Source organism: Jannaschia sp. S6380 (assembly GCF_023015695.1).
Lineage (GTDB): Bacteria > Pseudomonadota > Alphaproteobacteria > Rhodobacterales > Rhodobacteraceae > Jannaschia.
Map to the genome: position 1 here is coordinate 1,995,133 of NZ_JALKAS010000001.1, position 21,998 is coordinate 2,017,130.

A 21,998-nucleotide genomic window follows, 5' to 3' on the forward strand; every position below is an offset into this window, starting at 1 on the left:
GGTCCCGGATCAGCCCGTGTCGGCACGGCCCCGCCGGTCCGAGCGCAGCATCGCGTAAAGGACGTGGTTCCGCCAACGGCCCGCGATCTGCAGATAGCTCTGGGCCACGCCCTCGTACTTGAAGCCGGACCGTTCCAGCAGCCCGCGGGAGGCAAGGTTCTCCTCCAGGCAGGCGGCTTCCAGACGGCTCAGGTCCAGCCGCCGGAACGCGTGATGGCCCACCGCCAGGATCGCCTCGCGCATGTAACCCTGCCGCGCATGCGACTGCCCGACCCAATATCCCAGCGTGGCCGATTGCGCGGGCCCGCGGCGGATGTTGTCCATCGTGATGGCACCCAGGATGGCACCATCGGTCTTGCGCGTCAGGAACAGTGCCAGCGCCGTGCCCTGCCCGTAGCTGCGCGAGGACCAGTAGACGCGGTTGGTGAAACTCTTGCGGCTCAGGTGGTCGGGCGCCCATTCCGGCTCCCACGGTCTCAGGAAGGCGGCGCTGCCGTCACGCAGGTTGACCCAGGCGCGATAGTCGGAATGTTGCGGCAGGCGCAGGACCATCCGCTCCGTCTCGATCCGGGGCTTGCGGAACGGCCCGAAGATCACGCCGCCAGCCTTCGGCGCAGCGTCTCCGCATCCGGGGCCCGCCCCACCGGACCGTAGAGCGCCAGCGTCGGCACCGTCGCCAGCAGCTTGCCCGCATGTTCGCGCACCACGGCCGCATCGACCGCGTCGATCTTCGCGATCGCCTCCGAGAGCGGCGGCACGCGGTCCCAGATCGAGACGACGCGGGCCAGGCGCTCGGCGCGGCTGGACGGGCTTTCCAACCCCATCAGCATGCCCGACTTCATCTGCGCGCGGGCGCGCGCGACCTCGGCCTCGGTCATGTCGTCGGCGGCACGGCGCAGCTCATCCATGGTCAGGTTGGCCAGGTCGCCCACGTCGTCCGCGCCGGTTCCGGCGTAGACCGTCAGCAGGCCCGCATCCGAATAGGCTCCGATACTGGCAAAGATCGTGTAGCAGAGGCCCCGTTTCTCGCGCGCCTCCTGGAACAGGCGCGACGACATGCCCCCGCCCATCGCGCCGGCGAAGACCTGCGCGGCATAGATCTTGTCGTCGCGGTATCCGGGCTGGTCGAAGCCCAGCGCGACATGCGCCTGCTCCAGGTCGCGCACCTGCCGGAACTCGCCCCCGCGATAGAGGCCGGGCGCCGCTTCGGCCTGCGATTGCGCGGGAAGGTGGCCGAACTGCGCCTCGGCCATGGCCACGATCGCGTCGTGGTCGACGGCGCCGGCCGCCGCCAGGATCATCTGGCCCGGCCCGTAATGCTGCGCGGTGAAGCGGCGCAGGTCGTCCTCGGTGAAGGCCGAAACGCGTTCGCTGGGCCCCAGGATCGTGCGGCCGATCGGCTGTTCGGGATAGGCCGCCTCCTGCAGCCAATCGAAGATGATGTCATCGGGCGTGTCCAGCGCCTGCCCGATCTCCTGCAGGATGACGCCGCGCTCGATCTCGATCTCGCGCGGGTCGAAGACGGGGTTCAGGACGATATCGCCGATCAGGTCGACGGCCAGCGGCACGTCTTCGGCCAGCACGCGTGCGTAGTAGGCCGTCACCTCGCGCGAAGTGTAGGCATTGATGTAGCCGCCCACATCCTCGATCTGCTCGGCGATCTGCAACGCACTGCGCCGCTTCGTGCCCTTGAACGCCATGTGTTCCAGGAAATGGGCGATGCCGTTCTGCTCGGGCGCCTCGTGCCGGCCACCGGCGCCGACCCAGATGCCGACGCTCGCGGATTGCAGGCCGGGCATGTGTTCGGTGACGACGCGGAAGCCGTTGGACAGGCGGTGAAGCTGGGTGCTCATGCGGTGCGCTTGTCCTCGATCAGGGTCTCGATTTCGTTGGTGTCGTTGGCCACCCGCGTCATGCGCTCGGGCCGGTCGAACAGGTCGGCCATGCGCGGCGGCAACGGCGGGCGGATGCCGGTCGCCGCCTCGACCGCGTCGGGGAACTTGGCGGGGTGCGCGGTGGCCAGCGTGACCATCGGCGTGGACCCCAGGTGCCCCTGGGCCACGCGCACGCCCACGGCGCTGTGCGGACAGAGCAACTCGCCCGTCCGGGCCAGGCAATCGCGGATCGTGGCCGAGGTCTCGTCCTCCGACACCCGGCCCGACGCATAGGTCTCGCGCAGGGCCTCCAACGCGCCCTGACTGACGGTGAAGCCACCGCCGCGCAACTCCTCCATCAGCTGCGCGATGGCCGACCCGTCGCCGCCATAGGCCAGATGCAGGGCGCGCTCGAAATTCGACGAGACCTGAATGTCCATGCTCGGGCTGATCGAGGGATGCACCTCGCCCGTCCGGTACTCGCCCGTGGTCAGGCAGCGATGCAGGATGTCGTTCTGGTTCGTCGCCACCACCAGCGCCTCGATCGGCAGGCCCATGCGCTTGGCGATGTGGCCCGCGAAGATATCGCCGAAATTGCCCGTGGGCACGGTGAAGGACACCGGCCGATACGGCGCGCCCAGCGCCACGGCGGCGGTGAAGTAATAGACCACCTGCGCCAGCACGCGGGCGAAGTTGATCGAGTTGACGCCCGCCAGCCCCACCCGGTCGCGGAAGGCGAAATGGTTGAACATGTCCTTCAAGCGCGCCTGGGCATCGTCGAAATGACCGTCGATGGCCAACGCATGCACGTTCGCCTCGGACGGCGTCGTCATCTGCCGGCGCTGCACCTCGGACACCCGGCCATGCGGGTAGAGGATGAAGACGTCGACCGCGTCCAGTCCGCCGAACGCCTCGATCGCAGCACTGCCCGTGTCGCCCGAGGTCGCGCCGACGATGGTGACGCGGTCGCCCCGCTTCCGCAGCGTATGCTCGAACATCCGTCCGATCAGCTGCATCGCGAAATCCTTGAAGGCCAGCGTCGGCCCGTGGAACAGCTCCAGCAGGTGATGGTTCGGGCCGAGCTGCACGAGCGGCGCGCGCGCGGCATGGCCGAAGCCCGCGTAAGCCTCGGCCACGAGACCGGCGAAAGTCGCCTCGTCGAACGCATCGGCCACGAAGGGCGCCATGACGCGGACGGCGACCTCCTCGTAGGGCAGGCCCGCCAGCGCCGCGATGTCGCCATGTGACATCGTCGGCACATCCTCGGGCACGTAGAGACCGCCGTCGCGGGCGAGCCCGGTCAGCATCGTGTCTTCGAACCCAAGGACGGGGGCCTGGCCGCGGGTGGAGATATAGCGCATCGGATGGGGCCTTCAGATGGTGCGCCGCCTGATACGCCACAGCAGGAACAGTGTCATCCCCAGCCAGACCGCCGCGAGGCCGAACCACTGAATCGCATAGCCGAGATGGTTGTTCGGGATACCCGCCGTGCCGACGGGATAGGGCTCCGGCCCAATTGCGGGCGACAAGGTGCGCGCGACGATCAGGAACGGCTCCGCCTGCAATGCACGGGCCATGGCGGGCACGTCGCGGGCCAGCCAGATGTTTCGCTTCATGTCCGGGTCGGGGGTGAAGCCGTCCACCTCCTCGGGCCAGTGCAGGTTGCCCGTCACCGCATAGGGCCCCATTGGCAAGGGCGCGTCCTTCGCATCGGTGCCGATGATCCCCAGATCGACCATGATCCGGCGCCCGTCCGGCGTGGCCAGCGGCGCAATCACGCGATAGCCCGCGCCGTATCCCTTGCGACTGACCAGCACGTGGATCGGGGCCCCGGCCGGCTGCCCCTCCACGGCCACGGGCAGGTAGCGGTCGGCCTCCGACGCGGGGGCGGGCGGCAACGGGATGGGGTCGGCCGCGATCCGCGCCTCGATCTCCGCCAGCAATCCGTTCTTCCAGTCCAGCCGCTGCATCTGCCAGACGCCCAACGCGACGAGCAGCGCGAAACCGCCGAGACCAAACAGAAGCGGAAGGATTAGACGCACCGGCGGTCTCCGAAACGAAAGGCAGCGCGGAAAGCCCGCGCTGCCGTGTCATCAAACCGTATATGGGAGGTCAGCCGCCCCAAATGTAGACCGCCGCGAAGAGGAACAGCCACACCACATCGACGAAGTGCCAGTACCAGGCCGCCGCCTCGAACCCGATATGCTTGCTGGGCGAGAAATGCCCCGCCTGCAGGCGGAACAGGCAGACCGCCAGGAAGACCGTGCCGATGACGACATGCGCGCCGTGGAACCCGGTAGCCATGAAGAAGTTCGCGCCATAGATATTGCCGGCGAAACCGAAGGCCGCGTGGCTGTATTCGTAGATCTGGAAACCCGTGAACAGCACGCCCAGACCGATCGCAAGGATCAGGCCCCACTTCATGTCCTGGCGATTGTTCTCGTGCACCAGCGCGTGGTGCGCCCAGGTCGCCGCCGCCCCCGAGGCCAGCAGGATCAGGGTGTTGATCAGCGGCAGGTGCCAGGGGTCGAAGGTCTCGATCCCCGCGGGCGGCCAGACGCCGTCGACGGCCGGGCTTTCGGGGCCCATCGGATAGATCGCGTGCTTGAAGAACGACCAGAACCAGGCCGCGAAGAACATCACCTCCGACATGATGAAGAAGATGAAGCCGTAGCGCAGGCCGATCCGCACCACCGGCGTGTGGTCGCCCGCGTTCGATTCGCGGATGACGTCCGACCACCAGGCGAACATCACGCCCAGCACGCCGACCAGGCCCGCCACGAACAGCCAGGGATGGTTGTTGCCAACATTGGGCGACATCCAGATCACCGCGCCGATCAGCATGAAGAAGCCGGACACGGCCCCGATGAACGGCCAGACCGAAGGCGGGATGATGTGATAGTCGTGGTTCTTGGCGTGCGCCATCGCGGGGCCTCTCAGTTGGTCGTCGGTGCCGCGCCCGTGTTAAGCGCGGCGTGGTCCTCGGGCAAGTCCATCACGTGGAACGTGTAGGACAGGGTGATCTCGGGGATGCCCGCCGCCTCGGCGTCGTCGACCATGGCCGGATCGACATAGAAGGTCACGGGCATCGAAACGGTCTCGCCGGGGGCGAGGATCTGCTCCTCGAAGCAGAAGCAGTCGATCTTCACGAAATGCGGGCCCGCCGCATAGGGCGCGACGTTGAAGCTGGCCGTGCCGGCGACGGGCATGTCGGTCGGGTTCGTCGCCTCGTAGAAGGCCAGGTTGGTCTCGCCGATGCGGACCCGCATCGACGTCTCCACCGGCGCGAACTCCCAGGGCATGCCGCGTTCGCGCGACGCATCGAAGCGCACCAGCACGGTCCGGTCCAGCACCGCGCCGGCGCCCGCCTCGGCCCGTGCGGTGGTGCCGCCATAGCCGGTCACCCGGCAGAACAGGTCGTAGAGCGGCACCGCGGCGAATCCCAGCGACCCCATCGCAAGCACCGTCGCGACCGTGCCGGCCACCACGCGCCCGTTCGGCGACAGGTTTCGCCACGCCGTCATTCCGTCACCTCCCGGGTCGCCTCGGGCACCAGCGCGGGCCGCGCGACATGATCGAACCCCTCGGCGAAGCCGCCGGTGCGAACCTTGACGACCGTGACGCCGAAGACGATGACGATGAACGCCAGCAGCACCGCCAGCAGGCCGAAATTCCGGCCCCGGCGGCGGGTGTGCAGTTCGTGGTCTCGATGCATCACCACCCTCCCCACGGACCCAGCGCCGCCTCGGCCACGAAGACCGCGAAATGCGCGAACAGATAGACCAGCGAAAGCTTGAACATCGCCTTCTCGGCCGCGTGACCATCGGCGGCGCTCGCCGCGTCGTCGCGCCGCCAGACCGCCCAGGCCGCGCGCAGGAACAGCGCGTTCAGCACCAGCGCCACCGCCAGCGTCAGCGGCCCGCCGATCGAGGACACGGACGTCGCAAGCGATACCACCACCAGCCCCACCGAATAGAGCAGCGCCTGGCGGCGCGTCGCGGCCCGGCCATGCGTGACCGTCAGCATCGGGATCCGCGCCGCGTGGTAGTCGAGCTTGACGAAAAGCGCGAGCGCCCAGAAATGCGGCGGCGTCCACATGAAGATCAGCGCCACGAGCAGCCATGCCTCCAGCGGCGTGCCGCCCGTCGCCGCCGCCCAGCCGATCATCGGGGGGAAGGCGCCCGCCAGCCCGCCGATCACCGTGTTCCAGGACGTCGTGCGCTTCAGCCACATCGAATAGATCACGGCGTAGAAGAAGATCGTGAAGGCCAGCCAGCCGGCTGCGACCCAGTTCGCCGTCAGTCCCAGCATCACCACCGACACGCCCGACAGGAACAGGCCCAGCGCCAGCGCATCGCCCGGCGCCACCCGACCCGCGGGGATGGGCCGCTTGCGCGTGCGCTTCATCACCCGGTCGATATCGGCGTCGAACCACATGTTGAGCGCGCCCGACGCGCCCGCACCCAGCGCGATCCACAGGATCGACGTCGCGCCCAGGAACGGGTGCAGCCCGCCCGGTGCCACCAGCAGGCCCACAAGCGCCGTGAACACCGAAAGCGACATCAACCGCGGCTTGAGCAGCTGCCAATAGTCGCGCAGGCCCGCCTCGTCCGAGGCGGGCCGCTCCGTGGCGATATGCAGGCTGAGGTCGGTCAAACGCTCACCAGGTCTCCAGCGCTTCGGCCTTCATGGCGGCCAGCCATTCGGCATAGGCCTCCTCGGACACGACCTTGACGGTGATCGGCATGTAGGCATGCGCGATGCCGCAAAGCTCCGAACACTGGCCGAAATACACGCCTTCCTCGTCGGCGCGGAACCACAGCTGGGCCAGGCGCCCCGGGATGCCGTCCTGCTTCACGCCGAAGGACGGGATCGTCCAGGAGTGGATGACGTCGCCCCCGGTCACCTGCATCACGATGGTCTTGCCCACCGGCACCACGACCGACGTGTCCGTCGCCAGGCGGAAGTGATCCTCGGTATAGCCGGCCGCCTGAAGCTGGGCCAGGCTGTCCTCGGTCAGCAGGTTCCCGGTATCGGCGCCGATCATGTAGGACGCGAAGGTGATGCCGTCCTCCTCGGGGTACTCGTACTCCCAGAACCACTGGTAGCCGGTCACCTTGACCACAACATCGCCCTCGGGGATGCGCTGCTGGTCGAACAGGACCGGCAGGCTGAACGCGCCAATGGCGACCAGGATCAGGATCGGGACGACCGTCCAGGTCACTTCCAGCGGCGAGTTGTGGGTGAACTGCGCCGGGTTCGGGTTCGACCGGCGGTTGTAGCGAACGATCACCCAGGCGATCAAGCCGGTCACGAACAGCGCGATCACCGTGATCACGACCAGCAGGAACGCGTCCAGCCAGTGGATTTCGGCGGCGAGCGAGGTCGCGGCCGGCTGGAACCCGATACCGCCGTGCTGCGGCTCGCCGATGATCGGCAGCGGGCCGAAGATCTCGGCGGCGGTGCGGGCCTCGGCGACAGTCACGTCGACCGGCTCGGGATCGGGATTGCCGGCGTTGATGTCGGCCGCGTCCGCGGGCTGTTCCGTCAGCTCGGTGCCGTCCGGCAGCTCGGCGCCCTCGACCTCCTGCGCGCGGCGGACGTTCTCGTCGCCCGGCACGCCCGCCTCGCCCTCGGCCGGAACGGCCTCGTCGGTGGCCTCGGGGGTCACCGTCTCGACGGGCACGATAGTCACTTCCGCCCCCTCGGCCGGCGTGGCGGCTTCGGCATCCTCGTCGACCAGCGGCACGGTCGTCGCATCGGGCGCGGTCACGACCTCCCCCTCGGTCAGGGGAACGGTCGTCGTGGCCCCGTCCTCGGCAATGTCGGCCTGCTGGGCGATCGCGCCGATCGCACCGATCGCGGTTGCGGCGACCAGCGCCAGGGCCTTCAGCGTGAGCATCTTCATGGGCACATGTCCTGTCTTCGTCCTGGCGGGTGCGAGCGCGCGGCGCGCCTCGCCCGTCGCGTCCTGCGCGGGTAAGACCATATCTGCGACGGACTCCGCAAGGCCCCGGTGGCCCTGTGTCGCACCCGCCGCACCGCGCATCCAGATCGGCCCTGGGCAGCCTTCCCGCGCCTTGCCGGTCGGGCGCGGCCGCATCGTGATGCGCCGGACGTCTGCACGGGGGGTGCACGGGGGGTGCACGTGGGGTGCACAGCGGATTTCCGCGCGCCGCCGGGCCACGGATCCGCGAAACCCGACCGGGCGTGAACGATCCGTTCAGACAGGTTGACGAATCCCCGGTGCGGAAAATCCGGCGCCGCCTCTGGGGTCGGGCCACATTTGCGCCTATGTCATGCCCCAGCCGATCCTTCAGGAGTGCGTCATGTCCCAGGCCCCCTTCCGCCCCTTCGAGACGATGCTCGACCGCGACGCCGCGCTCGCGGTGCTGCGCGACACGCTGGCCGGGGCCGACGACGGCGAACTGTTCCTGGAGCGCCGCCGCTCCGAGGTGGTGGTCTTCGATGACGGACGGGTCAAGACCGCCAGCTACGATGCCTCCGAAGGGTTCGGCCTGCGCGCGGTGCTGGGCGAGACCGCGGGCTACGCCCATTCGACCGAAATCGCCGAAAGCGCCCTGCGCCGCGCGGCCGAGACCGCGCGGCTGGCCGTGGGCGACGGCGGCGGCACGCTGGCCCCGGGGCCCGCGAACACGAACCGGCGCCTGTACGGCGACGACGATCCGATCGCGGGGCTGGCCTTCACCGTCAAGCTCGACATGCTGCGCGAGGTCGACGCCTTCGCCCGCGACCTCGACCCGCGCGTCGTGCAGGTCTCGGCCTCGGTCGGCGCCCATCTGCAGGAGGTGGAGATCCTGCGGCCCGAGGGCCTCTCGGTCGCCGATGCGCGTCCGATGGTCCGCCTTTCCGTATCGGTCATCGTCGAGGAGAACGGCCGCCGCGAATCCGGCAGTGCCGGCGGCGGCGGCCGCATCGGCCTGACCGACCTGATGAGGCCGGAACACTGGCAAGACGTCGCGCGCGAGGCCCTGCGCATCGCCGTCGTGAACCTTTCATCGGTGCCCGCCCCCGCGGGCGTGATGGACGTGGCCCTCGGTGCCGGCTGGCCCGGAATCCTGCTGCACGAGGCGGTGGGCCACGGGCTGGAAGGCGACTTCAACCGCAAGAACCAGTCCGCCTTCGCCGGCCTGCTGGGCCAGCGCGTCGCGGCGCCGGGCGTCACCGTCCTGGACGACGGCACGATCCCCGACCGGCGCGGCTCCCTCACCGTCGACGACGAGGGCACGCCGTCGGCGCGCAACACCCTGATCGAGGACGGCATCCTGGTGGGCTACATGCAGGATCGCCAGAACGCCCGCCTGATGGGTGTCGCGCCCACGGGCAACGGGCGGCGCGAAAGCTATGCCCACGCGCCGATGCCGCGCATGACCAACACCTACATGCTGGGCGGCGACGTGGCGCCGGGCGACATCGTGGCCGACGTGAAGGACGGCATCTACGCCGTGGGTTTCGGCGGCGGACAGGTCGACATCACCAACGGCAAGTTCGTCTTCTCCTGCACCGAGGCCTACCGCGTGAAGGACGGTGTCGTCGGCGCCCCCGTGAAGGGCGCGACCCTCATCGGCGACGGGGCGACGGCGCTGACCAACATCCGGGCGACCGGCAACGACATGACGCTCGACCCGGGCATGGGCAATTGCGGCAAGGCCGGCCAGTGGGTGCCGGTCGGCGTGGGCCAGCCGACGCTCCTGATCGGCGGTCTGACGGTCGGCGGCTCGGCGACCTGAGACACGCCGTTAACCGAATCTCAACTCTCGGCTCGCCAGATGCGGGCCATGGACCACGCCCTTCCCGACGTTCCCCTCCCCCTTCCCGACGGCCTGGCCGAAGCCCCGCCGCCCCCGTTCCTCGACGCCCCATCGCAGGAGGAGCTGTTCGCCCGGCTGCGCCTCGCGCGGTCCCGGCGGGTCGGTCCGGTCACCTGGCGCCGCCTCCTGGCCGAACATGGCGACGCGCAGGCGGCCCTCGCGGCCCTGCCGGACATCGCACGGGCCGCGGGCGACGACGGCTATGACTGCGCCCCCGAAGCCGCCATCCGGGCCGAGATCCGCGCGGCGCGAAAGAACGGCGCGCGGCTGCTGACGCTGGGCACGCCGGGCTATCCTGCGCGGTTGACCGATGTGGTTGACGCGCCTCCGGTCCTCTGGGCGCAGGGCGATCCGGCGCTGGCGGCGCGGCCCTGCGTGGCCGTGGTCGGCACGCGCAATGCGTCTTCCCTGGCGCTGCGCATGGCGCGTGCGCTCGGTCGCGAACTGGCGGCCAGCGGGGTCGTCGTGGTGTCGGGCCTGGCGCGCGGCGTCGACGCGGTCGCGCACGACGCGGCGCTGTCCGGCGGCACGATCGCCGTGCATGCCGGCGGCCTCGACCGCGTCTACCCCGAGGAGAACGCCGAACTGGCCGCCCGCATCGCCGCCGAGGGCTGCGCGCTGTCCGAACGTCCCTTCGGCCTGGTCCCGCGGGCCCGCGATTTCCCCCGACGCAACCGCATCGTGTCGGGAACGGCCATGGCCGTCGTCGTGGTCGAGGCGGCGGCGAAGTCCGGCTCCATGATCACCGCGCGCGACGCGCTCGACCAGGGGCGCGAGGTGATGGCCGTGCCGGGCCACCCCTTCGACGGTCGCGCCTCGGGCTGCAACCTGCTGCTGCGCGATGGGGCGACGCTGGTGCGCGGGGTCGACGACATCCTGGAGATGCTGGCGGGGATGGAACCTGCGGGCATGCCGCATCCCGCAAAGCCCGCGCCGCGGGATCCGGCGCCCGAACCGGCACCGCCCCCGCAGGCGCCGGATGCCCTGCGCGACGGCATCCTGGCGCTCCTCTCGCCCGTGCCGGTGCCCGAAGACCAACTGCTCCGCGATCTCTCGTCGCGGGGGGGCGTGGCGGCCCCCGCACTTGCCGCGCAACTCTCCGAGCTGGAGCTTGCCGGCCTCGTCGCGCGGCGGCCGGGCGGCGGCCTCGTCCGCCTGTGACGGCGGCCCGCCGCGTGCCCCGCGGCGGCATTGACAATCCCCGGGCGACGCCCACATGGTCCCCGGCCCAAGGGGACGGGCCCGCCTTGCCTGCCTGACCGACCCCGCCGATCGAACAGCCCCGAGGTCCCGCCCATGCCCGTCGTCGTCGTCGAATCCCCGGCCAAGGCCAAGACCATCAACGGCTATCTGGGCAAAGACTACACCGTGCTGGCCAGCTACGGACATGTCCGCGACCTCGTGGGCAAGGACGGCAGCGTCGACACCGAGAACGGGTTCGACATGACCTGGGAGGTTCCGTCGGATTCGAAGAAGCGGATCAAGGACATCGCCGACGCACTGGCCGACGATCCGAACCTGATCCTGGCCACCGACCCGGACCGCGAGGGCGAGGCGATCAGCTGGCACCTGCAGGAGGCCCTGCTGAACCGCCGGGGCGTCAAGAAGGATATGCCCGTCAGCCGGGTGGCCTTCAACGCCATCACCAAGAAGGCGGTGCAGGAGGCCATCGCCAACCCGCGCGAGATCGACACCCCGCTCGTCCACGCCTACCTGGCGCGGCGTGCGCTGGACTACCTGGTCGGGTTCAACCTGTCGCCGGTCCTTTGGCGCAAGCTGCCTGGGGCGAAATCCGCCGGGCGCGTCCAGTCCGTCTGCCTGCGCCTGGTGGTCGAACGCGAAATGGAGATCGAGGCCTTCGATCCGCGCGAGTACTGGTCCGTCCGCGCCATGCTGGAGACGCCGCGCGGCCAGACCTTCGAGGCCCGGCTGGTCGCGCTGGCCGGCAAGAAGCTGGACCGGTTCGACCTGGCGGACGCCACCCAGGCGGAACTCGCCGTTCAGGCCGTCGAAAGCCGCACGCTATCGGTCGCTTCGGTCGAGGCGAAGCCCGGCACCCGCAACCCCAGCCCACCCTTCATGACCTCCACCCTGCAGCAGGAGGCCAGCCGCAAGTTCGGCATGGGCGCCAAGGCCTGCATGTCGACGGCGCAGCGTCTCTATGAACAGGGTCACATCACCTACATGCGGACCGACGGGATCGACATGGCGCCCGAGGCCGTTCACGCCGCGCGCGACGCCATCGCCGACCGCTACGGGCCCGACTACGTGCCCGCCGAGGCGCGGATGTACAAGAACAAGGCCAAGAACGCGCAGGAGGCGCATGAGTGCATCCGGCCCACGGACATGACCCGCGCCGCCGACGACCTGCGTTTGGAGAAGGACCAGAACCAGATCTACGACCTGATCTGGAAGCGCACGCTGGCCAGCCAGATGGCCGCCGCCAAACTGGAGCGCACGACCGTCACGATCCGCGACCGCGACACCCAGGTGGAGTTGCGCGCGACCGGGCAGGTCGTCGTCTTCGACGGGTTCATGAAGGTCTATACCGAAGGGCGCGACGACGAGGAGGCGACGGGCGACGACAAGCGCCTGCCCGCCATCCACGAGGGCGACGCGGCCAAGAAGGTCGCGGCCTACGAAGGCGAGACTTCGGACAATGCCCTGATCCGTGCGCCGTCGAACGCCGTTCTGGGCCAGCAGCATTTCACCCAGCCCCCGCCCCGCTATACCGAGGCCACGCTGGTCAAGCGGATGGAGGAGCTGGGGATCGGGCGGCCCTCGACCTATGCCTCGATCCTGTCGACGATCGTGGACCGCGGCTATGTCCGCAAGGAGGGCAACCGCCTCTTCCCCGAGGATCAGGGCCGGCTGGTGACGGCGTTCCTGTCGAACTACTTCCGCCGTTATGTCGGCTATGATTTCACCGCCGCGCTGGAGCAGGAGCTCGACGAGGTCTCGGCCGGCGAGAAGGACTACAAGGACGTGCTGGACAGGTTCTGGCGCGATTTCTCGGCGGCGATCGGCGAGACGTCTGAGCTGCGCATCGGCGAGGTTCTCGACAAGATCAACGAGGTGCTGGAGCCGCACCTGTTCCCCGACCCGGGCGACGGCGGCGACCCGCGCCTGTGTCCCAATTGCGGTCAGGGCCGGCTGTCGATGCGCACCGCGCGGTCGGGCGGCGCGTTCATCGGCTGCTCGAACTACCCCGAATGCCGCTATACTCGTCCGTTCGGCCCTCCGGGGATGGAGGGCGAACAGGCGGGCACCGAGCGGATGCTGGGGATCGAGCCGGAAAGCGGGCTGGAGGTCTGGCTGAAATCCGGCCGGTTCGGCCCCTATGTCCAGCTGGGCGAAGTTACCGACGAGAACCCCAAGCCCAAGCGGTCGAGCCTGCCCAAGGCCTGGGCTCCCGATGCGCTGGACCTCGACCGCGCGCTGCAACTGCTGTCGCTGCCCCGTCATGTCGGCATCCATCCCGAGGACGGCGCCGACATCGAGACCAATCTCGGGCGGTACGGGCCTTATGTACGCTGGAACAAGGTCTATGCGAACCTTCCCGAGGAGGAGGAGATCTTCACCCTCGGGATCAATCGCGCCGTCGATCTGCTGGCCGAGAAGCTGGCCAAGCGCGGTGGCGGGCGGCAGGCGGCCAAGCCCTTGCGCGAACTGGGTGAACACCCCGAAAGCGGCGGTCCCGTCAACGTGATGGAGGGGCGCTATGGGCCCTACGTGAAGTGGGAGAAGGTGAACGCCACCCTGCCCAAGGACGTGACGCCCGAGGATGTGACGATGGCGCAGGCGGTCGACCTGATCGCGGCCAAGGCGGCGAAGTCGCCGAAGCGGAAGGCGGCCGCGAAAAAGCCCACCGCGAAGAAAGCCCCCGCCAAGAAGGCAGCCACGACGAAAGCTGCCGCGAAGAAAGCCGGCTGACGGCCGCGCCACGTATCGGCGGCAAACGGCCGCCGGGCCCCCGCCATCTCGGATCGCGCGGACCGGTCGCGAACAAATCGGACCGGTCACGCGTTCGTCCCTGACGGAACACAGGGGCCGAGATGAACATGCAGCGATCCGAACGGGTGGCCGCCACCACGGCCGCCGCCCCCGACATCTGCGTGATCCTGAACCCCGGGTCCGGCCGGCGGAAACGGCAGGCCCGCCGGGCGCTGCGGTCGGCCATGGACCGGCATCCGGGTCGCTTCGCGTTGCGCATCGTCCGGCGCGGCCGGAAGCTGCCGGATGTGGCCGAACGCGTGGCGGCCGAAGGGTTCCGCGTGCTGGTGGCCGCCGGTGGGGACGGGACCGTCGGCGCGATGGCGACGGTGGCCCATCGCCACGGCCTGATCCTCGGCGTGATCCCGATGGGGACATTTAATTTTTTCGCCCGCGGCCTCGGCCTGCCCGAGGACCTTGATGCCGCGATCGACCTGCTCGTCGCGGGGCCCACGCGAAAGGTCAGCCCGGGCGAGGTGAACGGCGCGCTTTTCCTCAACAATGCAAGCCTCGGCCTCTATCCCGCGATTCTGGCACAGCGCGAGGGCACCTATCGGCGCTGGGGGCGGTCACGGCTCGCGGCGCACTGGTCGGTGATCGTGACCTTCACGCGGTTCCACCGGCCGCTGTCGCTGCGCGTCACGATCGATGGCCGGGAGGTCCGGCGCCGCACGCCCCTCGCCTTCGTTGCGCGCAGCGCCTATCAATTGCGGACCTTCGGCCTCGCCGGCGAAGCGGATGCCGATGCAGATCGTTTCGCACTGTTCCTCGCGCCGGACACGTCGCGCTGGGGCCTGTTTCTGTTCGCCGTGCGCCTGGCGTGGCGTTCGATGAAGCCGGGGCGGGATTTCGACTACTTCACCGGATCGCGGATCGACATCGAGACCGACAGCCCCCGCCGCCTCGTCGCGCGCGATGGCGAACGGGCGAAGATGCGCTCGCCGTTCCGCTTCAGGGTGCTCAGGGACGGGCTGACCGTGATCGCGCCGGAGCGGGCCTGATGCGCCGGGTCCTCCACGTCTCGGACCTGCATTTCGGGCGCGACCGGCCCGAACTGCTGCGCCCCCTGATTGCGACGATCAACGATCTGGCGCCCGATCTGGTGGCCATCTCGGGCGATTTCACCCAGCGCGCGCGGTTCGGGCAGTACCGCGCCGCCCGCGCCTTTCTGGCCCGTCTGGTCCCGCCGTTCCTGGCGGTGCCCGGCAATCACGACACGCCGCTCGACAACCTGTTCGTGCGGTTCCTGAACCCGTGGGGGCGGTACCGCCGCTATATCCACCCCGACCTGCAACCGGGTTGGGAGGATGCGGAGGTCGCGGTCGCCGGGGTGAACACGGTCAACCGCTGGTCTTGGCAACGCGGGCGTATCGGGCGGCAGACGTTGCGCCGGGTCTGCGGGGCCTTCGCGGGCTCGGACGGTGCGCGGATGCGGATCGCGGTGCTGCATCATCCGCTGGAACACGGCCCCGCGGTCGAGAAGCGCCTGATGCGGGGTGCCGGCCGCGCGCTTGCGGCGCTGGGCGAATGCGGCGCCGACATCGTGCTGTCGGGTCATCTGCACACCTGGCACGCGCGCCCCTTCGCCGAGGCCGAGGGCGTGCTCTTCGTCCAGGCGGGGACGGGCCTATCGACCCGCGTCCGTGGAGAGCCCAACGACTTCAACCTTCTGACGATCGACGGGCCGTCGGTCGAGGTCCAGCAATGGACCGCCGGGCCGGGCGAGACCGCGTTCCACCCGACCCGATCCGCCCGCTTCACGAAGGCCGAAGGCGTCTGGCAATCGGCGCGCGATTGACCGTCAGGCCGGTCCCGCGCCCTGCGTACCGGTGAAGACCGAATAGATCGACTGCGACGCGGCCATGAACAACCTGTTGCGCTTGGGCCCGCCGAAACAGACGTTTCCGCAGACCTCGGGCAGGCGGATGCGACCCAGAAGCGTCCCGTCGGGCGCCCAGATCGTGACCCCGGAATAGCCGACGTTCCGCCCCGCGTTCGACGACGCCCAGACATTGCCGGCCACGTCGCAGCGCACGCCGTCCGGCCCGCATTTGACCCCGTCGACCATGCAGTCCGAGAAGACGCGGCGGTTCGCCAACGTGTTGTCGGCGCCGACGTCGAAGGCGATGATCTCGCCCTGCCCGCCCGGACCGGTATCGCCCGGCCCCTTGCCGGTGGAGGCGACGTACAGGACCGAATGGTCGGGCGAGAAGCAAAGACCGTTCGGATCCGGCGCCTCGGACTCGCCGGCCACGCGGGTGACGGTGCCGTCCTCGCCCACGCGGTAGGTCGCGGTCTCCATCTCGCGGACGTATTCGCCGATCTCGGGCGGCTGTCCGAGCGTCGGATCGAGAAGCCCCGCCGCGTTCGACGGCCCGCCCGGGGCATCCGGCGCCCCCTCGTAGAGTTGTCCGCCATAGGGTGGATCGGTGAACCAGTAGCTGCCGTCGGGATGGGCCACGATGTCGTTGGGCGAGTTGAAGCGCTTGCCCTCGAACCCGTCGGCCAGGATCGTGACCGACCCGTCATGCTCGTAGCGCACGACGCGCCGGGTCAGATGCTCCGCCGAGAGCTGACGCCCCTGCAGGTCGAAGCTGTTGCCGTTGGAGTTGTTCGACGGATAGCGGAACGTGCTGACATGGCCGTCCTCTTCCAGCCAGCGCAACTGGCGGTTCTCGGGAATGTCGGACCAGACGAGGAACTTTCCGACGCTGTTCCAGGCCGGCCCTTCCGCCCAGCGGGCGCCGGTCCATAGCCGCTCGATGGCGGCATTGGGCTGCATCAGGCCCCAGAAACGGTCGTCGGCGGCCACCAGGTCCGGGTCCCAGAAATAGACGTTCGGCTCGGCCTCCGGGCCGAAGTCGCGGCGCGGTTCCGTGATCGTGGTACGCGGCTCGACCGCGGTGGATTGCGCGCGGGCCACCCCCGCGCCGAGTGCGACGGCCCCGCCGCCGATCGCGCCGAGCGCCTGACGGCGCGACAGGTCGGGCAAATGCGTGGTCATGATGGTCCCTCCCGAATGATGATACCTCGATCCTAGGCGGAGCAGCCGTGCGCCCGGACGCTGCTTTACCCAAGGTTAGCTTGCGGCGGGAAACCGCCGAGGCCGAAGGGCTTGCCAAGACCGGCCGGGCACCGGATCGTCCCGACATGACCGTACTGTCCGCCCGGCTTTCCGGGGATGTCCTGACCGCCGATCCGGCACCCGCCCTTCCATGGTGGAGCTTTTCGAAGACGGCCATTGCCGCGCTGATCTGTGATGCCGCGGCACGCGGCGAACTCGACCCGGACGCGCGGTGTCCCGGACGCGCCTGGACGCTGCGCGACCTGTTGGGACATCGCGCGGGGCTGGGCGACTATGGTCATTTGCCGGCCTACAAGTCCGCCGTCGTGGCCGGTGGTCCCGCCTGGACCGCCGACGATTTCCTGCAGGCCGTTTCAATCGACCGGCCCGACACCCCGCCGCGGACGCGTTTCGCCTATTCCAACATCGGCTACCTGCTTGCGCGACAGGCATTGGAAGCGGCGACGGGTCGGGGGCTCGCCGAACTCGTGACCACGCGGCTGGCCGAACCGCTGGGAATTCGCTCCGTCCGCCTGGCGACCGATGCAGCGGATTTCGCCCGATTGCCCTTTCCCGCCGGAGGCTATCATCCCGGTTGGGTCGCGCATGGCTGTCTAATGGGAACCCCTGGCGACGCCGTCCGTCTTCTGGCGGCGATCCTGGACTGGCCGGCCTGCGCGGCGATGCGGGACGCGCAGCCGCTTGCGGCGGAAGTCGAAGGGCGCCCCTGGACCGAGACCGGCTACGGCCTGGGGCTGATGATCGGGCGCATGGGTGCGGTCGGGTCGGCGCTCGGCCATTCGGGCGGCGGCGCGTTCTCCGCATGCGCGATCTATGCATTCCCCGACCTGCCGGGCGCGCCGATCGTGGCCTCCTTTGTGCCGCGCGGAGACGCCGCACCGGCCGAACGGGATGCCGTGGCACGGGCGCAGACGGGTTGAAATGCCATCCGGGCCAGGCGACATGCAATTCAGACTGCCGAAGGACCGCCCATGACCGCCCTGCCGCCCCTGCGCCCCCGCCCCGACGCCGCCGCATTCCTGGCCACACGCCGCTCCCGGCCCGCCAAGACGCTGGCCGCACCGGCGCCCGACAGCGAGGCGCTGCTGCCGATCCTGACCGCCGCATTGCGGGTGCCCGATCACGGCAAGTTGGAGCCTTGGCGGCTGATCGTGCTGGAAGGCGCCGCGCCCACCCGTTTGGCCCGACTGACCGGGCAATTGGGCCAGGCGCGCGGGCTCGACCCCGACAAGCTGGCCAAGGCACAGGCGATGTTCCGCGACGCGCCGCTGATGGTGGCCGTGGTGGCCGCCCCCGTTGCATCCGACAAGATCCCCGATGTCGAGCAGACGCTCAGCGCCGGTGCCCTCTGCCTCGGGCTCGTCAATGCCGCCCTGGCGGCCGGCTGGGGGGCGAACTGGCTGTCGGGGTGGATGGCGCTGGATCGGGAATGGCTTGATGCGGGGCTGGACCTCGCGCCACACGAATGGGTCGCGGGCTTCGTCGTCCTGGGCACCGAGACGAGCGCGCCCCCGGATCGCCCGCGCCCCGATCTCGGGGCCAAGGTCGATTGGGTGTCGGCATGATCGGCGACGCGCTGAAGGCCATCGCCCAGCTGGGCGACCCCCGTTTCCGGCGCGTGCTGCTCCTCGGCATCGCATTGTCGCTGGCGCTGCTGGTGGGGTTCTCCGCACTGCTAATCTGGGCGGCGACCTTGGCCATCGGCCCCTCGGTGACGCTGCCCTGGCTCGGCACCGTCACCTGGCTCGATAACGCGGCGGGCTGGGCGCTGGTGCCCTTCACCCTGATCGCGTCCGTCTTTCTGATGGTGCCCGTGGCGTCGGCCTTCACTGGTCTCTTCCTCGACCGGATCGCGGACGCGGTCGAGGATCGGCACTATCCCGGCCTGCCACCCGCGCGGAGGCAGGGCTGGGCCGAAACGACGCGCGAGACGGCCGCGTTCCTGGGGCTGGTCCTCTTGGTCAATGCGGGCGCGCTGGTCGCATATCTGCTGCTGGCGCCCTTGGCATTGTTCATCTTCTGGGCGGTCAACGGCTTCCTTCTGGGGCGGGAATACGCGCAGATGGTGGCCCTGCGCCGCATGTCGCGGGTCGAGGCGGCGGGCTTTCGCGCGCGTCACCGGGGCACGATCTGGGCCACCGGCGTCCTGATGGCGATTCCGCTGTCGGTGCCGGTGCTGAACCTCCTGGTGCCGGTGATCGGCGCGGCGACCTTCACCCACCTCGTCCACCGGCTGCGGCGCGGTCAGCCCTGAACCGGACGGCCGGTAATGCGGCGCAGATCGTCGATGCCCAGCACGCCCGACACGATCACCCAGACCAGCGGCACCCAGATCGCCAGCGCGATCGCCGTCGCCCAGAAGACCCGACGCCACAGGTGGAACTCGGCCGGGCTGCCGGCATGCGTCCCGGGCACCCGTTCGCCGCGGTCGCCCTGCGTGTCCTGCCCCATTTGCAGGCCGATCAGGAACACCATGGCCCAGACCATCGCAAACAGGACGAAGGCCGAGAAGACCCCGATCATCCCGCCTCCTCCAGCTCGACGAGGGTGCCGGTGAAATCCTTGGGATGCAGGAACAGGACGGGCTTGCCATGCGCGCCGATCTTCGGCTCTCCATCGCCGAGCACGCGCGCGCCGGCGGCCGTCAGACGGTCGCGGGCCGCCAGGATGTCGTCCACCTCGTAGCAGATGTGGTGGATCCCGCCCGAGGGATTCTTGGCCAGGAACCCGGCGATCGGGCTGTCCGCGCCCAGCGGATGCAGCAGTTCGATCTTGGTGTTGGGCAGGTCGATGAACACCACCGTCACCCCGTGATCGGGCTCCGCCTGGGGCGGGTTGGCCACGGCGCCCAGCGTGTCGCGGTACTGCGCCGCGGCCGCTTCGAGGTCGGGAACCGCAATGGCCACATGGTTCAGTCGTCCGATCATCGGCACATCCTCCGAACAGTCTCGAAGCGGCTTATGGGCCCCGCATCGGGAGGTCGCAAGCAATCGCGGCGGAATGTTCACGTTTCGTTAGGGATGCCCGCGGCAGAGTGGTCGCGACAATTAGAGGAGAATCGGATCGTGCCCGTGACCGAACTGACCGCCCCCGAATTCGGGATCCGCCCCGCGCCTACGCCGCAGCGCCCGCTACTGGGTCAGACGGTGCTGCTGATCGAGGACAGCCGCTATGCCTCCGAGGCCGTGCGCCTCCTGGCGTTGCGCTCTGGCGCGCGGATCCGTCGGGCGGACTGTATCGCCTCGGCCGAGCGGCACCTGAACACCTATCGCCCGGGTGTGGCCATCGTCGATCTGGGCTTGCCCGACGGCGACGGTCTGTCGCTGATCGCGCGGCTGGCGCATGCCGCACAGCGGCCCGGCGTCCTGCTGGCCACCTCGGGCCGCGACCGCGACGAGACGGAGCAGGCCGCACTGGCCGCCGGTGCCGACGGCTTCCTTCCAAAGCCGATCGACAGCCTGGCCGGGTTCCAGCAGGCGATCCTGCAGCATCTGCCGCCCGAGATGCGGCCGCGAGGCCTGCGCGTCGTAGGCGCCGAGACCGTGAGGCCCGACCCGCTCGCGCTGAGCGAGGATCTGGCCCGGGCCGACCGCTTGCTGGGCGATGCGCAGGTCACGCCGGGCTTCGTCGCCGATTTCCTGACCGGCCTTGCGCGAACGGGTCGCGACCCCGAGCTTCTGGCCGAGACGCAGGGCCTGGCCGCGCGCACCATGGGCGACCTGCGCCCGCATCTGCGCCGCCTGATCGCCAAACGCCTGCGGGAACGCCACGCGGTCTAGACGCGCAGGGGCGTTCGCTGCCTTCCGTCGGCCTCGAAGTTCGACGGTGCGAGCCAAGCGCGATGCGCGGCCCGCAGGCGCGGCCAGTCCCCGTCCAGGATCGCGTACCATGCGGTGTCGCGGTTCGCGCCCTTGACCACCATGTGCTGGCGGAACGTGCCTTCATGGACGAAGCCCAGCCGTTCGGCCGCATGCCGGCTGGCCGCGTTCGCCGCGTTGCACTTCCATTCGACGCGGCGGAACCCGGCGGCGAAGGCCTGGTCGATCATCAGGTGGATGGCCTCGGTCGCCGCCGTCGTGCGCTGCAGGCCCGGGGAGAAGGCGATATGCCCGATCTCGATCACGCCATGCGCCCGGTCGATGCGCATCAGCGACGCGACCCCGCCCCAGCCCTGCCCGCCGCGCACCGCATAATAGGCAGGGTCCTCGCTGGCCGCCGCGCCCTCGGCCCAGAGGCGGTACACCTGCAGATCGGGAAACGGTCCGTAGGGCATGAACGCCCAGTGGTCGTCCGTCAGCGGGTTGGAGGCATGAAGCGCCGCCGCGTGATCGCCGACCGACAGACGCTCCAGCTGTGAATGCTGCCCCACCATCGCGGGCGGCGGGGCGTAGGCCAGGGCGCGCCAGTCCGACAGGTCGCTCATCGTGGCGCCATCCGGATCGCGCCGTCCAGGCGGATCACCTCGCCGTTAAGCATCGGGTTTACAGCGACATGCGCGACCAGCGCCGCGAACTCCGCCGGGTGACCCAGCCGGGACGGATAGGGCACCTGCCGTCCGAGGCTGTCACGCACGTCCTCGGGCAACCCCTCCAGCATCGGGGTCAGGAACAGGCCCGGCGCGATCGCGACGACGCGGATGCCCAGGCCGGACAGGTCGCGCGCCATCGGCAGGGTCATGGCCGCCACACCGCCCTTGGACGCGGCATAGGCGACCTGCCCCACCTGGCCTTCATAGGCGGCGACGCTCGCGGTGTTGACGATCACGCCGCGTTCGCCGTCGGCCCCCCGCCCATCCTGACCGGCCATGATCGCGGCGGCGGCCGAGGCGCAGTTGAACGTCCCCGTCAGGTTGATCGCCACCGTCCGGGCGAACAGGTCCGGGTCATGGGGCCCGTCGCGCCCGACGGTTCTGGCGGCCGGCGCGACGCCCGCGCAGTTGACCATCAGGTCCAGCCGGCCCTCGCCGGCCACGGCGCGCAGGGCATCGGCGCAGGCGGCCGCATCGGTCACGTCCAGTTGCAGGAACCGGCCACCCAGATCCTCGGCCAGCGTGGCCCCGGCCTCGTCGCGATCCAGGATCGCGACCGTCCCGCCCGCATCCGCCACGTGCCGCGCGGTCGCGGCGCCCAAACCGCCCGCGCCCCCGGTGATCGCCGCCACGCATCCGTTCAGCTCCATCGCATCCTCCCCGTTTGCCCGCGAGCGTAGCCGAGA

At 69.8% G+C, this 21,998-nt stretch carries 23 protein-coding genes; 9 read left to right on the plus strand and 14 right to left on the minus strand.

Annotated features, from left to right (window positions below; all coding sequences use genetic code 11):
• Positions 1–9 precede the first annotated feature (9 nt).
• The 9 genes from MWU52_RS10320 to coxB form a co-directional block, all read right to left on the minus strand.
• Positions 10–594 carry a GNAT family protein gene (locus tag MWU52_RS10320; RefSeq protein WP_246952853.1) on the minus strand — a complete coding sequence of 195 codons (585 nt, stop codon included), beginning with the start codon at positions 592–594 and terminating at the stop codon, positions 10–12.
• Positions 594–1,853: a pitrilysin family protein gene (locus MWU52_RS10325; RefSeq protein ID WP_246951720.1), complete on the minus strand. Its 1,260-nt coding sequence runs from the start codon at positions 1,851–1,853 to the stop codon at positions 594–596. Before MWU52_RS10325 ends, MWU52_RS10320 begins: the two co-directional genes overlap by 1 nt.
• Positions 1,850–3,235 carry a threonine synthase gene (gene thrC / locus MWU52_RS10330; RefSeq protein ID WP_246951721.1) on the minus strand — a complete coding sequence of 462 codons (1,386 nt, stop codon included), beginning with the start codon at positions 3,233–3,235 and terminating at the stop codon, positions 1,850–1,852. The genes MWU52_RS10325 and thrC overlap by 4 nt, the downstream gene beginning before the upstream one ends.
• A 12-nt stretch (positions 3,236–3,247) precedes the next feature.
• The gene (locus MWU52_RS10335; RefSeq protein ID WP_246951723.1) at positions 3,248–3,916 is read right to left on the minus strand and encodes an SURF1 family protein; all 669 of its coding nucleotides are present in this window, start codon (positions 3,914–3,916) and stop codon (positions 3,248–3,250) included.
• Between the two features lie 70 nt (positions 3,917–3,986).
• Complete coding sequence (locus MWU52_RS10340) at positions 3,987–4,799, minus strand: cytochrome c oxidase subunit 3 (protein WP_246951725.1); 813 nt, start codon at positions 4,797–4,799, stop codon at positions 3,987–3,989.
• An 11-nt stretch (positions 4,800–4,810) separates the two neighbouring features.
• On the minus strand, positions 4,811–5,398 hold the full coding sequence (locus MWU52_RS10345) for a cytochrome c oxidase assembly protein (protein ID WP_246951727.1): 588 nt from the start codon (positions 5,396–5,398) through the stop codon (positions 4,811–4,813).
• Positions 5,395–5,589 (minus strand): hypothetical protein, encoded by a 195-nt coding sequence (locus tag MWU52_RS10350; protein WP_281493943.1) that lies wholly within the window; start codon positions 5,587–5,589, stop codon positions 5,395–5,397. Before MWU52_RS10350 ends, MWU52_RS10345 begins: the two co-directional genes overlap by 4 nt.
• Positions 5,589–6,530 (minus strand): heme o synthase, encoded by a 942-nt coding sequence (gene cyoE / locus MWU52_RS10355; protein WP_246951731.1) that lies wholly within the window; start codon positions 6,528–6,530, stop codon positions 5,589–5,591. The genes MWU52_RS10350 and cyoE overlap by 1 nt, the downstream gene beginning before the upstream one ends.
• A 4-nt stretch (positions 6,531–6,534) precedes the next feature.
• The gene (coxB, locus tag MWU52_RS10360) at positions 6,535–7,359 is read right to left on the minus strand and encodes a cytochrome c oxidase subunit II (protein ID WP_246952855.1); all 825 of its coding nucleotides are present in this window, start codon (positions 7,357–7,359) and stop codon (positions 6,535–6,537) included.
• A gap of 844 nt (positions 7,360–8,203) precedes the next feature.
• Between coxB and tldD the strand changes: the two genes are divergently transcribed.
• The 5 genes from tldD (at position 8,204) to MWU52_RS10385 (ending at position 15,497) form a co-directional block, all read left to right on the plus strand.
• Positions 8,204–9,625: a metalloprotease TldD gene (tldD, locus tag MWU52_RS10365; protein WP_246951733.1), complete on the plus strand. Its 1,422-nt coding sequence runs from the start codon at positions 8,204–8,206 to the stop codon at positions 9,623–9,625.
• A 48-nt stretch (positions 9,626–9,673) separates the two neighbouring features.
• A complete protein-coding gene (dprA, locus tag MWU52_RS10370) occupies positions 9,674–10,867 on the plus strand; it encodes a DNA-processing protein DprA (protein WP_246951734.1) in 1,194 nt (397 codons plus the stop codon).
• Between the two features lie 135 nt (positions 10,868–11,002).
• Complete coding sequence (topA, locus tag MWU52_RS10375; RefSeq protein ID WP_246951736.1) at positions 11,003–13,639, plus strand: type I DNA topoisomerase; 2,637 nt, start codon at positions 11,003–11,005, stop codon at positions 13,637–13,639.
• A 122-nt stretch (positions 13,640–13,761) separates the two neighbouring features.
• Entirely contained in the window at positions 13,762–14,700 is a 939-nt protein-coding gene (locus MWU52_RS10380; protein ID WP_246951738.1) for a diacylglycerol kinase family protein, read from the plus strand.
• Positions 14,700–15,497 carry a metallophosphoesterase family protein gene (locus MWU52_RS10385; protein WP_246951740.1) on the plus strand — a complete coding sequence of 266 codons (798 nt, stop codon included), beginning with the start codon at positions 14,700–14,702 and terminating at the stop codon, positions 15,495–15,497. Before MWU52_RS10380 ends, MWU52_RS10385 begins: the two co-directional genes overlap by 1 nt.
• A gap of 3 nt (positions 15,498–15,500) precedes the next feature.
• On the opposite strand, the gene MWU52_RS10390 is transcribed toward MWU52_RS10385, so the two are convergent.
• A complete protein-coding gene (locus MWU52_RS10390) occupies positions 15,501–16,703 on the minus strand; it encodes an SMP-30/gluconolactonase/LRE family protein (RefSeq protein WP_246951741.1) in 1,203 nt (400 codons plus the stop codon).
• Between the two features lie 146 nt (positions 16,704–16,849).
• Here MWU52_RS10390 and MWU52_RS10395 point away from each other — a divergent pair, with 146 nt between their 5' ends.
• From MWU52_RS10395 to MWU52_RS10405, 3 genes are read left to right on the plus strand one after another with little or no spacing between them, the layout of a single operon-like run.
• On the plus strand, positions 16,850–17,704 hold the full coding sequence (locus MWU52_RS10395) for a serine hydrolase domain-containing protein (RefSeq protein WP_246951743.1): 855 nt from the start codon (positions 16,850–16,852) through the stop codon (positions 17,702–17,704).
• Between the two features lie 51 nt (positions 17,705–17,755).
• Positions 17,756–18,349: a nitroreductase family protein gene (locus MWU52_RS10400; RefSeq protein ID WP_246951745.1), complete on the plus strand. Its 594-nt coding sequence runs from the start codon at positions 17,756–17,758 to the stop codon at positions 18,347–18,349.
• Positions 18,346–19,038 carry an EI24 domain-containing protein gene (locus tag MWU52_RS10405; protein ID WP_246951747.1) on the plus strand — a complete coding sequence of 231 codons (693 nt, stop codon included), beginning with the start codon at positions 18,346–18,348 and terminating at the stop codon, positions 19,036–19,038. Before MWU52_RS10400 ends, MWU52_RS10405 begins: the two co-directional genes overlap by 4 nt.
• Here the strand turns inward: MWU52_RS10405 and MWU52_RS10410 are convergent.
• Both MWU52_RS10410 and mce read right to left on the minus strand, forming a co-directional pair.
• Positions 19,029–19,307, minus strand: a complete 279-nt coding sequence (locus MWU52_RS10410) for a DUF1467 family protein (protein ID WP_246951749.1) — start codon at positions 19,305–19,307, stop codon at positions 19,029–19,031. The genes MWU52_RS10405 and MWU52_RS10410 overlap by 10 nt on opposite strands.
• Positions 19,304–19,711: a methylmalonyl-CoA epimerase gene (gene mce / locus MWU52_RS10415; RefSeq protein ID WP_246951751.1), complete on the minus strand. Its 408-nt coding sequence runs from the start codon at positions 19,709–19,711 to the stop codon at positions 19,304–19,306. The genes MWU52_RS10410 and mce overlap by 4 nt, the downstream gene beginning before the upstream one ends.
• A 138-nt stretch (positions 19,712–19,849) precedes the next feature.
• Between mce and MWU52_RS10420 the strand changes: the two genes are divergently transcribed.
• Entirely contained in the window at positions 19,850–20,563 is a 714-nt protein-coding gene (locus MWU52_RS10420; RefSeq protein WP_246951752.1) for a response regulator, read from the plus strand.
• On the opposite strand, the gene MWU52_RS10425 is transcribed toward MWU52_RS10420, so the two are convergent.
• Together MWU52_RS10425 and MWU52_RS10430 are read right to left on the minus strand one after the other, a co-directional pair.
• Positions 20,560–21,207, minus strand: a complete 648-nt coding sequence (locus tag MWU52_RS10425) for a GNAT family protein (protein ID WP_246951754.1) — start codon at positions 21,205–21,207, stop codon at positions 20,560–20,562. The two genes, MWU52_RS10420 and MWU52_RS10425, sit on opposite strands and share 4 nt — an antisense overlap.
• Positions 21,204–21,962 carry an SDR family NAD(P)-dependent oxidoreductase gene (locus MWU52_RS10430; protein WP_246951756.1) on the minus strand — a complete coding sequence of 253 codons (759 nt, stop codon included), beginning with the start codon at positions 21,960–21,962 and terminating at the stop codon, positions 21,204–21,206. The genes MWU52_RS10425 and MWU52_RS10430 overlap by 4 nt, the downstream gene beginning before the upstream one ends.
• Positions 21,963–21,998: the final 36 nt, after the last annotated feature.

Bases quoted from the DNA above. Each gene is read 5' to 3' on its own strand.
- MWU52_RS10325 (WP_246951720.1), bottom strand. From the start codon at position 1,853: ATGAGCACCCAGCTTCACCGCCTGTCCAACGGCTTCCGCGTCGTCACC.
- thrC (WP_246951721.1), bottom strand. From the start codon at position 3,235: ATGCGCTATATCTCCACCCGCGGCCAGGCCCCCGTCCTTGGGTTCGAA.
- MWU52_RS10340 (WP_246951725.1), bottom strand. From the start codon at position 4,799: ATGGCGCACGCCAAGAACCACGACTATCACATCATCCCGCCTTCGGTC.
- MWU52_RS10345 (WP_246951727.1), bottom strand. From the start codon at position 5,398: ATGACGGCGTGGCGAAACCTGTCGCCGAACGGGCGCGTGGTGGCCGGC.
- MWU52_RS10350 (WP_281493943.1), bottom strand. From the start codon at position 5,589: ATGCATCGAGACCACGAACTGCACACCCGCCGCCGGGGCCGGAATTTC.
- tldD (WP_246951733.1), top strand. From the start codon at position 8,204: ATGTCCCAGGCCCCCTTCCGCCCCTTCGAGACGATGCTCGACCGCGAC.
- dprA (WP_246951734.1), top strand. From the start codon at position 9,674: ATGGACCACGCCCTTCCCGACGTTCCCCTCCCCCTTCCCGACGGCCTG.
- topA (WP_246951736.1), top strand. From the start codon at position 11,003: ATGCCCGTCGTCGTCGTCGAATCCCCGGCCAAGGCCAAGACCATCAAC.
- MWU52_RS10380 (WP_246951738.1), top strand. From the start codon at position 13,762: ATGAACATGCAGCGATCCGAACGGGTGGCCGCCACCACGGCCGCCGCC.
- MWU52_RS10385 (WP_246951740.1), top strand. From the start codon at position 14,700: ATGCGCCGGGTCCTCCACGTCTCGGACCTGCATTTCGGGCGCGACCGG.
- MWU52_RS10390 (WP_246951741.1), bottom strand. From the start codon at position 16,703: ATGACCACGCATTTGCCCGACCTGTCGCGCCGTCAGGCGCTCGGCGCG.
- MWU52_RS10395 (WP_246951743.1), top strand. From the start codon at position 16,850: ATGACCGTACTGTCCGCCCGGCTTTCCGGGGATGTCCTGACCGCCGAT.
- MWU52_RS10400 (WP_246951745.1), top strand. From the start codon at position 17,756: ATGACCGCCCTGCCGCCCCTGCGCCCCCGCCCCGACGCCGCCGCATTC.
- MWU52_RS10405 (WP_246951747.1), top strand. From the start codon at position 18,346: ATGATCGGCGACGCGCTGAAGGCCATCGCCCAGCTGGGCGACCCCCGT.
- MWU52_RS10410 (WP_246951749.1), bottom strand. From the start codon at position 19,307: ATGATCGGGGTCTTCTCGGCCTTCGTCCTGTTTGCGATGGTCTGGGCC.
- mce (WP_246951751.1), bottom strand. From the start codon at position 19,711: ATGATCGGACGACTGAACCATGTGGCCATTGCGGTTCCCGACCTCGAA.
- MWU52_RS10425 (WP_246951754.1), bottom strand. From the start codon at position 21,207: ATGAGCGACCTGTCGGACTGGCGCGCCCTGGCCTACGCCCCGCCGCCC.
- MWU52_RS10430 (WP_246951756.1), bottom strand. From the start codon at position 21,962: ATGGAGCTGAACGGATGCGTGGCGGCGATCACCGGGGGCGCGGGCGGT.